This window comes from Tenacibaculum amylolyticum (assembly GCF_964511145.1).
GTDB classification, from domain to species: Bacteria; Bacteroidota; Bacteroidia; order Flavobacteriales; family Flavobacteriaceae; genus Polaribacter; species Polaribacter amylolyticum.
Map to the genome: position 1 here is coordinate 52641 of NZ_CAZEFZ010000026.1, position 12440 is coordinate 65080.

General features: G+C 28.7%; 7 protein-coding genes. 2 read left to right on the plus strand and 5 right to left on the minus strand.

Annotated elements, in window-relative coordinates:
• Positions 1–59: 59 nt before the first annotated feature.
• The gene (locus tag ACKTTC_RS08555; RefSeq protein WP_408039390.1) at positions 60–629 is read right to left on the minus strand and encodes a hypothetical protein; all 570 of its coding nucleotides are present in this window, start codon (positions 627–629) and stop codon (positions 60–62) included.
• Between the two features lie 215 nt (positions 630–844).
• On the opposite strand from ACKTTC_RS08555, the gene ACKTTC_RS08560 reads away from it, so the two are divergent.
• The gene (locus ACKTTC_RS08560; protein WP_408039391.1) at positions 845–1672 is read left to right on the plus strand and encodes a winged helix-turn-helix domain-containing protein; all 828 of its coding nucleotides are present in this window, start codon (positions 845–847) and stop codon (positions 1670–1672) included.
• A 79-nt stretch (positions 1673–1751) separates the two neighbouring features.
• Positions 1752–3002, plus strand: a complete 1251-nt coding sequence (locus ACKTTC_RS08565) for a cytochrome-c peroxidase (RefSeq protein WP_408039392.1) — start codon at positions 1752–1754, stop codon at positions 3000–3002.
• 81 nt (positions 3003–3083) lie between these two features.
• Here the strand turns inward: ACKTTC_RS08565 and ACKTTC_RS08570 are convergent, their stop codons facing one another.
• The 4 genes from ACKTTC_RS08570 to ACKTTC_RS08585 form a co-directional block, all read right to left on the minus strand.
• Positions 3084–3833, minus strand: a complete 750-nt coding sequence (locus ACKTTC_RS08570; RefSeq protein WP_408039393.1) for a hypothetical protein — start codon at positions 3831–3833, stop codon at positions 3084–3086.
• 763 nt (positions 3834–4596) lie between these two features.
• Positions 4597–7779 (minus strand): RNA-dependent RNA polymerase family protein, encoded by a 3183-nt coding sequence (locus ACKTTC_RS08575; protein WP_408039394.1) that lies wholly within the window; start codon positions 7777–7779, stop codon positions 4597–4599.
• A gap of 377 nt (positions 7780–8156) precedes the next feature.
• On the minus strand, positions 8157–11444 hold the full coding sequence (locus tag ACKTTC_RS08580; protein ID WP_408039395.1) for an ABC transporter permease/M1 family aminopeptidase: 3288 nt from the start codon (positions 11442–11444) through the stop codon (positions 8157–8159).
• 2 nt (positions 11445–11446) lie between these two features.
• The gene (locus tag ACKTTC_RS08585) at positions 11447–12334 is read right to left on the minus strand and encodes an ABC transporter ATP-binding protein (RefSeq protein ID WP_408039396.1); all 888 of its coding nucleotides are present in this window, start codon (positions 12332–12334) and stop codon (positions 11447–11449) included.
• Positions 12335–12440 lie beyond the last annotated feature (106 nt).

The following is a 12440-nucleotide window of genomic DNA, read 5'->3' on the forward strand; positions in this document are numbered from 1 at the left end:
AGCCCCTTGTAGAGTACATTCTTTTAGAAAGAAAATTACTTTTAAATATTCGATATATATTAACACCCATCATTCTGCATGATCCACATTTTCCCTTTTTCGTAAGTAATTATAAAAGGAATTTCTTCTAATGTACAACGAGGTTCTATAACAAATCGAACAACACCACCTACTTTAAAATCTTTATCAGAAGTACGCAAAAAGAATTGTTTATAATTTGTATTTACTTTAACCCAATTTACATACCCATTCACAAATGGATGTGGATCGAATACTTCCTGAGAAAGTGGTGTTTCAATCAATTCAGAAACACTTTCTATAGCATTGTTTTCTTCTATGTCTATTCTAAACTTTCCTTTAAAATCTCGTTCAGAATTAGGAGAAACAAAAAATGAACCATCTCGTAATAACATCTGAATATCTAAACTATAAATATTCTTTTTCTCTCGATCCATTTTTATAGCAATATCATATGGATTATAAGAAAGATCTACCATAGGTCCTTCAATCAAATTTACAATTTTAGGTACTGAAGTTTCAGTTTTTGCAATTGTCTTTACTGTTTTTTTTTCAGAACTGCATCCTAATAACAAAAATACAGTTAAGATACTTGTTATATATATTCTCATTTTTTATACATTTAGTTATGAATTACTTATGAAATATGGTAACGCGTTATGTCTATTTCAAGAACAATGTAAAACTAAAACAAGCGGTTTATAAAAGTGTCAAAAGAGTGTAAAAGAAGTGTCAACGCCTGTAAAAAGTCATTAAATTATATGTTATTTGCCCTATGAAGTATTATAAAGTAAAAAAGGAATGTTTCTTTTCTCTGATTTTTATTTTGTGTTTAATAATAATCACATCGTGTAAACGTCAACAAAACAAACAGGCTTCAGAAATAACAAAAGTAGCCCTGCGTAATGTTGGTCATGAATTGTTAATAGCGAATGATGATTTTACTTCTTTAGTGCTTCCTGTAAAAGAAATAGAAAACTCAAAATATCAAATTGCTTTTGCTACCGATTTAGTAATTGAACCAAGTCAATTAGTAACTATTATAAAAAAGAACTTTGAAAAAGGAGCTCTTTCAGAACAGTATCTTGTAGAAGTAAGACAGTGTTTAGATAAAGAAATAGCATATAGTTATGTTATGGATGAGCAAATTGAAGAACAACTCATTCCGTGTGCTGGGAGAAATTTACCTAAAAAATGCTACACAATTACAATTGAATTTAGGAATAATAAAGAGCAAATAACTGCTGACTACAGGAATTATATCATATTAATTCTTCTTATACTATTTGCAATACTTTTGTATCTCTTTAAGCTCAAAAAAATAAAAAATCAACAAACGATTTCTATAAAACAACAAGGAATCCCTCTTGGTAATTTTGTATTTTATCCAGAGCAAAACAGCATTGTTTTTAAGGAAATAGAAAAAAGTTTATCTAAAAAAGAATGTGAGTTGTTAGCTATTTTTATAGAAAGTCCAAATCAAACTATAAAGCGCGAAATACTAATAAAAAAAGTATGGGAAGATAATGGAGTAGTGGTAGGTAGGAGTTTAGATACTTATATCTCTAAATTACGAAAAAAATTAAAAGAAGACGACAGAATACAACTTATTAATATTCATGGAGTTGGATATAAGTTAACTATAGATAATTAAAAATAAAGCAAAAAATTTAGTCTGTAATTAAACCTTTTAAGGTTTTTAGGGTCATACCTTTAACTTTAATTCAACATATATGCGCAGATTATTTTATTCTCTATTTTTTGTAGCTTTTTTATACTCTTGTGGAACTGATACTAATGATGATTATGTTCCAATTGAAAATCCAGATACTGGTACAGATACAGCTCCAACAGATCAGGAAATAATCGGTGAAATATTAGATATTAATTTAGATAACTTATTAAACTACGCAAACCAAAGCATTCCTAATTATATAACTAAGGATAATACACAGGGAAATGTTATTACAGATATAGGAGCCACTCTTGGAAGGGTTTTATTTTACGATAAAAACTTATCTATAGACAATACAATTTCTTGTGCAAGCTGTCATCAACAAGAAAATGCTTTTAGCGATGTTGCTGCTTTTAGTGAAGGTGTGGCAGGGAATACGGCTAGACATTCTATGCGTTTAATTAATGCTCGATTTGCAGAAGAAGATAATTTCTTTTGGGATGAACGTGCAGGAACTTTAGAAATACAAACCACAATGCCTATTCAAGATCATGTAGAAATGGGTTTTAGTGGCACAGATGGAGATCCTGACTTTACTAATTTAATAGATAAATTAGGCGATTTAGATTATTATAAGGTGCTTTTTAGACATGTGTATGGTGACGAAACAATTACAGAAAATCGCATTCAGAATGCATTAGCCCAATTTATTAGAAGTATTCAATCTTTTGATTCTAAGTTTGACGAAGGAAGAGCTCTAGTAAATACTGATGGAGCAAACTTTCCAAATTTTACAGCAGAAGAAAATGCAGGTAAAAATCTATTTTTAAGAAGACCCGAATTTCAAGCCGATGTTATTAATTTTAATGGGCAAAATTATAATGCGTCTAGACGTGTTTCAGGAGGAGTTGGTTGTGCAGCTTGTCACAGACCTCCAGAGTTTGATATTGATCCGAATTCAAGAAATAACGGATTTATTACAGGAAATACAGCAGCGGGTGTAACTATTGATATAGATGTAACAAGAGCACCTACTTTAAGAGATTTGGTAAAAACCAATGGAGAAACCAATGGAGGTATGATGCATGATGGAAGTATGGCAGAATTACAAACAATTATAGCCCATTATAATTTTAATCCTGTAGCAGCTAACAATACAAATTTAGATAATCGCTTAAGACCAGGAGGAGCTCCACAATGGTTGAATATGACAGATGAAGAACAGCAACAGCTAATTGCTTTTTTAAGAACTTTATCTGGAACAGATGTCTATACTAATGAAAAGTGGTCTGATCCTTTTAGTGAGTAAACAAACCTTTTTTAAAATATCATAAAACAGTAATTGCAATATCTTTTATAGGTATTGCAATTACTTATTTAAAACTACTTGTTACTTTTTGTTTGGCCAAGAACTTATTACATTTCCTTTATCATCATAAGCCTCAAGTTTTACTTCATTGTTCTGATCGATACAGAATTTAGCTCTAGGTTTTCCATTTTCATCAAACAAATACAATCCTTTACTTTCTACAAAATTTCCTAAAGCTACTCTAGGAGTATGTGTCGATAACAATCCTTTTTTCTTGTATTCTTCGTATTTAACTCTGCGTTCTTTTGGATCTTTAATAGCTGCTAACTCTTGGTTTAACTTCTCATTTTCTTCTCGAGTGACATTATCTCCTTGATCGTTAAATACCAATACACTTGTTTTATTTCTTCTACCATTAATTTTGTTATCAGTAGATAATAACTGCATTACTTGATCTCCATCGTACTGATCGTATGTTAATGATAAACCAGCTGCATGTCCATTTGCTGTTTTTTCGCCATCGTAAATAAAGCCTCCACATTCTTTTCCGTCTTCAGTAAAAAATAACATTCCTGCTCTTTTTTTACGTTTATGATAAACTCTCCCGTTTATAGAATCTCCTTTTCCTGGGAAATGTGCTGCATTAGTTATGGCCATTTTTACCGTACCATCTTTTTCTACAATATTGATACGTTCTACATCAATGGTTCCAAATTTTTGGTGAAATGGGTTTCCTTTTTTAAAAGAATACGATAGAAAAGCAAATAATCCTATAACTACTGTTACTGCAAATGTTCTTAAAAACACTAATTCTCTTTGTTTATTTTTCATGATATATATGTTTTAGTAATTGTTTCTGAAGCCAAAACTAGGAGGGAAGTAGGCTCTTAAAAACATGATTATCATGAATTAAGGAAAATTTCATTTAAATAGAGGAATTTTAAAACTCTTTAGGTATTGTACTTTTTGTTGCAAAACGATGTACGAGTGCATAATTTTTAAAAAAACTATTTTATAACATTTTAACTCTATAACAATTAATATTATGTTAAATAGATTATGCCTATAGAATTCTGTGAGTAATTAATTATCAAAAAAATTATTTTGTTTGGTTATTGAATACTTGTGATAAGTACTATTAGTTTTTAGTTTAAAAAAAGCTCTTTAAACATTATAATTCATGTAATGGTCCTAAAAGTAGTCGAATTTTTAAGTTTTATGAATTTTAGAAGAGAATAGAGGTTTTTAAATATTCTATTTAACATAATATTAATTATAGTTCAAATATATAGTAATTTATGTATAGCCGTTTTTCAGGCTATTTACACATAATTGTAGATATAGTGCCTTTAGGACTTATAATTAATTCACTTTTTAAATGATTAATTGTTTGATTAAGTTATTTTTTCATTTTTTAATAATATTCTTTTTCATAGAAATAATAATGCTTATAGAAGAATTTTGTGATTTTATTTTCAATTTTAAAATTCACACTAACCCTCCCATTTAGTTTTTTAATCAACTTTAAATCAATAATGCTGATTAATTCAGATTTAATAAACTCTTGTATGACAATTTATTTTTCCACAGAATGCTATAAGATTGATTTATTCTCCATTCTTTTAATAACATTCTCTACATTAAAGTCTGGTGGTAAGGGTTTATAATTGACTGAATCTTTTGAAAAAGCAAATTTAGTTCTTTGAAACTCTCTAAGGCTTTCTATATTTATCTGTGCTATTAATATAGCGTCATTATCTCCTCCTTTTAACCTTAAAATATCTTTAATTGCCGATTTAGAGGGGCGAGTTAGTCTTGTATCCCCAAAATGTGATGTATTAACTTGTGCAAAATATGAATGAATATCTCTAGATGTTGCTTCAACAATATTTGAAAAATAAGGAGTGTCTTTATTCCATTCTATACCAATCATTAAATCAATTTTACTTTTCATTAAAGACCTATGGTATACGTTTGCAAGTTCAAAACAATAAAAAATAGAAAAATAGATATTGTTCCAGTTAATTATATCATAACGTAGTGGATTAGGTTTAGGAACTTTATAATGATTACCTTCTATCATTAATTCTTCAATATGAGCGTAGTGATTCTTCAGCCTGAAGACAACGACAGCATCTTTTATTCCGTTCACAACAACAGGAAGTATAGTTACAACAAAATTAAATGCTTGATTATTAATTGTTATATGCTCTAATCCTAAACTTGATTGAACTTGATTTCTTTCTGAAAATCTAACAAGACTTGATAAAAGATTAATTGGAATAAAAAACTCTGGAAATAAAAGTATATCAGTTTTTTCAACTCTAGCTTTTTTCAAAATGCCAGCAAATTCTTGATATCTTTTTTGGTTAATATTTGGTTTTCCTCTTAAAGAAGAAACAATATTATTCTCCCAAACTCTAGTATTTGCAAAAGCAATTTTAGGGTTACTTATTACTTTTTCGTCATTATTTGTCGTTATTTCAACAATATCTATATCATTATTAATATCTGAATTTTCAAATTCATACTTATAAAATTTGTTTTTTAACGAATCATCAAATTTATAAAGAGGTAAATGATTTTGATTTAGTTTAGTGTAAAGTTCATAAACTTTATCTAAATAAAACTTTTTTGACTTAACTTCATCACCATTACTTTCTATATAAGAACTTAATATTGTTTGCTTTATACTATCATTTGTTATTTCAGAAACTTCTCCAAACGATTTAAATGCATATGCTAAAGAACATTCCCAAAATCTAATAGGTCTAGGAGAATTTTCTAAAAGATAATCATCTAAAATATAATCTGTATAATCAATATTAAGACTAGTCAAATCTTGCCAGCCCTTTTTAGACATTTTGGTATAGTTTAATAACGGTTGAACAATATATTTATCTCTAACCATATTTGATTCTCTATACCTTTGTAACCAAAATGATTTTGGGTTTGTTGGTTCAAACCTAGAAAAAAAGAAAATATAACTAGTGGTTTCTAATTTTTTACATTGAAATTCAAAATGTAATGAAGCCTTTTTTGCTTTTTTAAGAAAATTAGGGTTTAATGATAAAGCTATTTCGTGAGCAGAATCTAAATATTCAATCAATGTATTTGAGACATATTCATGTTCAACCTTGGTATCTATAATATGTTTTTTACGTCTATCATTATTAGAAATTTTATCTATTTGTTCAACACAATGTAAATAAAAATCTACATAAGCTTTAGCGTTATTATTTACTAAAAATAAAGTAAATATTTTCTCCCACATTCTATAAAAATCAATACAGTTTTCACCTTTAAAAAACTTTAAAATCTTATCTATTTCTTCACTTGGTATTTGTTTTTGTTGACGTAACGCAGTAAAAATTTTTGTAGATAAAAAAACGGTTAAACCAAATCTATCTTCCTTGTAATCTTTTAAAGTTCTGATTTTTCCTTCTGAATTATCATATAACAGATGATATGCACTTTTCTCAAAAGAATCATCTGAAGTATCTAATGGAATATCTCTAAACTCGCTTGAACGTTCATCCAGTTCTTTTTTAAGCTTATCAATTACTAATGAGGATTCAGAATGTTTAAAGTAATAAACCAGAGACTTTGCGCTTTGGCAGAATAAAGATTCATATGAACTTAATTTAAAATTATTTACTTTCTTTTTCTCATCTTTATATACTTTGATAATTGGTTCAAAAATCTCAGAAATTATTCTTTCTGTTTTAGAATAACCTTTACTGGATAATTCAATTAGATTATCATCTTCATCTAGCATAGCAGATGGAGAAATTACCATTAGAATATCATCAACATATCTGCCATAAAAAGCCGGTTTTATTATATGTTCAATTTCTTTATCAAAGTTTTTTAAATAATCATTAGCTAAGATATATGAGGACAATAAACCTATAGGTAGTATTACTTTGACTACTTCATTATTCTCATTGATTATTTCACTTGTGAAATTTTCAGGCACTTGATATTTAGAGGATATTTGTAGAGTGTAATCAATGTGGAGACGCTTCATAAATAAGCTTAATTTATCATAATCATTATTTCCAAAAACGTCATTTACTTTCATCCTAACTGAATGAAAATAATCTTTTATATCTAAATTTATAAAAAGTACATTTTTATTTTTATCTAACAACTCTGTAGCCGTAGTTACAGAATCATCTCTCCAACTTTGGTATTGATTAAAATATGGCTTAAATAGTCCCGAACCTTGAACAACATTGTCCTTATCTCCGTTTAATAATAATCTATTTCCATAACAAGAATCTGATAATTTTGAATCTAATTGATAACCTCTATCCATTATCCATAAAACACTAATTATATGAAATTCAATTGGCGCGTTTACAAAACTAGTAACCCTTTCTAATTCGTAATTCATAGAAACCCTCACATTACTTATAAAATTAGGGTCTAATTCTATATCACTATTTTTTATTTTTTTTGGAAAAAAATTAACACTTAATTTTGAAAACAAATAATCAAAAAACTCTATTGACTCTTCTGACTCTCCATATTCATTTAGCATTTTAGTTAAAACCTCTAGTTTTTCATTTACTGGTATTTTTCGACCTATAGTAAAAATATTTTCAAACTTATATGGCTTTGGACTAGAACCAAATAAAGTATTTATGTCTTTAGTTTTATTCGTTTCAAACTCAACTAATTGTTTACGGAGTAAAATATCTGTATTATCATAATAGATATAAGATTTTAGCTTCTTATAAGCCATTTTTAAGTCAGATAATTCGTAAGCCATAAATAGTTGTATTAGATAGTTCGTAATTTAACAAATCTAATGAATTTTAACATTTAAAAACTTATGGATTTCCGTAATTAATTAAACATTATAGGGAATATTCCCACTTCACTCCTATCGTCGCTTCAGGCAAAGAGTATTCCATTACATTTTTTTAGGATATTCTCGTTAAGATTTCCGCAAGAACACAAAATTTTCCCTGGCTCAAATCAACGCTCTAAAATTCTATACACTTGTATGGTATTTAACCACAACGTTATTTTATTGATAAAACAGATTACTTATAAAAACCGTAAGGCTCAATACATCAAGGTATATATCGATGTATTGAACCTTTTGAATTCATCTATAAAACTAAAAAACAAGGATTAAACTTATTATTCCTGCTCCAAGGGTATAACTTTTTCAAATAAATCAGATATAATATACTGAAGTGAATCTGGTGTCACCTGCCTAAAATAGCCTAATAAATCTTGTGATGTGGCGTATCTGTTTGTCGTCATTTTTAGTTTACCATTTATAGTGTTCCAATCTTCAAGAAAGCTTTTTAAGGCTTTATTTACGTTCTCCTCTCCTATTTTTTTTTGAAATTGATACATATTAATTGATCCTTTAGCATAGTACACATAATCTTGGTTTTCTACTAAAGCAAGCGATGGCTCATTAGCTGCTTCTCTATCTTTTCCTTCTTTATAATCTTCTTTTTGAATTTCTATAAACTGAAGCAACTTATCTTCGGAATATTCCTGTTTTAAAACCATCATTGCAGCGTATTGCGATAACGTTTCTAAGATAAAATGTCGTCCCTTTACATTTGCTGCCTCTACCTGCATACCAAACCATTGATGCGCAATTTCATGTGCTGTTACATAGAAAGCCATATCTACATCCTTTTTATCATCTACATCCAATACAAAACCTATTGATTCTGAAAACGGAATGGTTCCTGGAAACGATTGGGCAAATTTTGCATAACGAGGAAATTCCATAATACGTAATTGTTCATATTGGTACGGACTAAAATTTTTACTGTAATAGTTGAGAGATGCTTTCATAGCAATCATCATTCTATCAATATTATAAGTATGTTCTTTATGATAGTAAATTTCAAGATTAACAGGCTTTGAAATAGTAGTATGATTATCTTTCCAAGAATCTTTTTTTAAGTCGTACGTTGCTGAAACTATTGAGAAAAAATTAATTATTGGAATATTCATCTTATAATGAAAATAACTGCGATTATTTTCTGTCCATTGTTTTAATAAATTTCCAGGAACCAAAGCTGTTTGATCTTTTGAAGTTCCGATAATCATTTCAAAATTTATACCATCAGAATCACCTCCTGATCTTGCGTTTACAAGTTCGTTTATGTCTTCTATATCTGCTTTATTAGGGCGAATAGGCAATTTATAATCTTTACGTTTATCTACATCTTTAAGTTCATATTTTCTATTATAACCTATTGTAGGTAAATCTGTATTATTGAAAAATGTTCCATTATGATTGATGTTTACATTTGCGTTATTAGATGTAAATCCATTAGTAGAAAAACGTTGCTTAAAATACATTTTTATAGTGTCTCCTGGCTTTAAAGCTTTATTCAGATTAAAGATTGAGTAATCAAATTTTTTATAGCGATTATCGATTGTATACCCGCCTTCAAAAGCAATACTATCTAATGTAACATTCTCTTCAATAAGTTTTTGAATATGTATTGATATAATATTTTCTGAAGTTGTATTTTTCAATATATAATTCCCTGCTACAGTATAGTTTCTAGTTGATGGAAATAATTCCATTTGTAGATTTACATCTATCAATTTAGGTTGTAGTATATATTCAAATTGCTTGAGCTCTTTTTCATAAGCAACTCTAAAGGCTGTGGCTTCAGAATTTGTCCAATAAGTATTCAAGATATTAGTATTGTAAAAGATAAAACTTCCAACTATTACAAACATCAAAAGAACTATACTTGTAAATTTTAAAAGAGATTTACTCATTCTGTATTTGCTAGCTTTTATTCGCCTTAACAAATTAGTTTCTGTACCTCTAACATATACTAAAGAAGCAATAATTAACAATAGCATTCCGAAAAGAAACCAATACGATTTGATGATTACATACGGTTTTAAAAAATGACCATAACCATTCATATCAGAATATGTTCCTAAAGAGTTGCCTCCAAAAAAGTATAGAACATGATTAAAACCAACTAAACTTAGTGCTATGTTGGTAATAAAAAATACAATGACCAACATAATGCCTACAAATTTATGATTAACAACTGATTGTATGAAAAAAGCGATATATGTATATAATGCTAAAAACGGTAGAATTTCTAGAAAGAAGCCATAAAAATAGACTTGAAGTTCATATTTATAATATCCACTTAATGTTTGAAATATAATTCCAGAACATATCAATGCAAACATTAATACAATATAAATTAAGTTTAAACCGATATACTTACCCATTAGCTTAACAAAGCTAGACATTGGTGTGGCATCATAAATTAGATCTAACTTTACTCCTCTTTCTTTCCATACTAATTCTCCAGAATAGAATACTAAAATGATAATGAAAAAGTAGATAGACGTTTCTTGGAGCTCTTCTATAATAAAATACGTAGTTGGATAACTATCAACACCATATACAGTACCCAGATTTACAGAGTTGATAAGGATGATAATCATCCCACAAACAACAATTGCCCAAAATGATGATTGTTTACAAATGCTTACAAAATAAAACCATGAAAACTGTTTTAATTGTATCCATTTTGATCGTAAACCATAGTGTTTTTTAGTGTTTGGTATAACAATATCACTATTCTCATTAGGAGTTTTAACACCTAATACTTGTTTTCTTTTGCTTCGCTTCTCGTTTACAATAGTAAAGTTGAATTTTTTATAACCATAAATCAGTGCTATTATTCCAAGAGAAAACCAAAACAGCTTATTATACATGAGTACTCCAACAAAAGGAATACTTTGTGTACTCTTTTCTAAACCTGACCAAGACGCTGTAACAAAACTCGTTGTCGTTAAAGAGAACGGATCTAAAATGGCCTGCCAAAAATCATTAGTAATAGCTTTGGTTAGCATAAATGCTACAAATACAAAGATTCCTTGCGTATAAACTACTACTAAATTTCTACTTAAAGCACCAGTTACAAAAAAAAGTGCTGCTCCAAAAAATAAGGTTGGCGAGGTTATTATTAAAAACGTCTTTATATAAACAACTACATTGAAAGCGAGCAAGTCACCTGGATTATTCCAAGGCATAAATTCACCTAATATCATTCCGAATAAAATACCTGAAAACACAAATAATAATATAGTAAATGAACCTAAAAACCGACCTAATAAGTAATCTTTTTTACGGATTGGAGTTGAATACATTAATGACTCTATTTGATATTCAAAATCTCGTAATATAGAAACGCCCATAATCATTGATGCTAACATCATGAAAAGACCTGTAATGGCTCCCATAGTTTTTGCAACTACTATAGGTGAGTTTCTTTTCATTAATCCAAAATCGACACCTTGAAAAATAAAATCTACACCAACTATTGAAAATAATAATAGAAATAGGAAGAATATATAAGTATCTGGTCGTTTAATACGGTATTGTAATTCGAACTTAAAAATAGTATACCACATAATTAATTAGCTTTCGTGTTAGTAGTATTGAATATTTCCGAGAAATAGACATCTTCTAGTTCTGCATTAATAAGAGAAAAACCATTACTAGGATTTTTATCACTTAAAATATGAATGGTAGGTTTTCCTAAAAATAATTTTTCACTGATGACCTGATAGTTTTGTTTGTACAGATTTAATTCAGACTTTTCAATTGTTTTTCTATAGACTTTTCCTTTTAGTTTTTCCAGTATTTGCAATGGATTTCCTTGTAAGCAAACTTGTCCTTGATTAATAATAGCCATGTTTGTACAAAGTTCCTTAACATCATCAACAATATGTGTAGATAAAATAACAACTGTATGCTCGCCTAGTTCACTTAATACATTATAAAATCGGTTACGTTCTACAGGATCTAACCCTGCTGTGGGTTCATCAACAATAAGTAATTTAGGATTATTCAGTAAGGCTTGCGCAATACCAAAACGCTGTTTCATACCACCAGAATAACCTTTGAGATTTTGATGCCGTACCTCATATAAATTAGTTTTATGCAAAAGTGCTTTTACTACTTCTTTACGTTCTCCTTTATTAGAAATGCCTTTAAGTACCGCAAAATGATTCAATAATACTTCAGCAGAAATTTTAGGATACAAACCAAATTGTTGTGGCAAATAGCCTAAAACTTGTCGCAACTCATTTTTCTGTACTAAAACATCTATATCTCCAAGTTTTATAGAGCCTTGATCTGCATCTTGTAAAGTTGCGATGGTTCTCATTAAAGTAGATTTCCCTGCTCCATTTGGACCTAATAAGCCATACATTCCTACAGGAATTTCCAAAGAAATATTTTGAAGCGCTTTAACTCCATTAGCATAGGTTTTTGATAGATTGTCTATAATGAGTCTCATAGTGTACGTTTTTTAATTGATTATTTGACACAAACTTATAGAGCATGCCTTTCACGCGAAATAAAATGGGATACACATATGATTAGGTGTGACACAAATACTTGTA

What these genes read in the sequence shown, in the direction of transcription:
- ACKTTC_RS08555 (WP_408039390.1), bottom strand. Translation starts at nt 629, where the DNA reads ATGAGAATATATATAACAAGTATCTTAACTGTATTTTTGTTATTAGGA.
- ACKTTC_RS08565 (WP_408039392.1), top strand. Translation starts at nt 1,752, where the DNA reads ATGCGCAGATTATTTTATTCTCTATTTTTTGTAGCTTTTTTATACTCT.
- ACKTTC_RS08570 (WP_408039393.1), bottom strand. Translation starts at nt 3,833, where the DNA reads ATGAAAAATAAACAAAGAGAATTAGTGTTTTTAAGAACATTTGCAGTA.
- ACKTTC_RS08575 (WP_408039394.1), bottom strand. Translation starts at nt 7,779, where the DNA reads ATGGCTTACGAATTATCTGACTTAAAAATGGCTTATAAGAAGCTAAAA.
- ACKTTC_RS08580 (WP_408039395.1), bottom strand. Translation starts at nt 11,444, where the DNA reads ATGTGGTATACTATTTTTAAGTTCGAATTACAATACCGTATTAAACGA.
- ACKTTC_RS08585 (WP_408039396.1), bottom strand. Translation starts at nt 12,334, where the DNA reads ATGAGACTCATTATAGACAATCTATCAAAAACCTATGCTAATGGAGTT.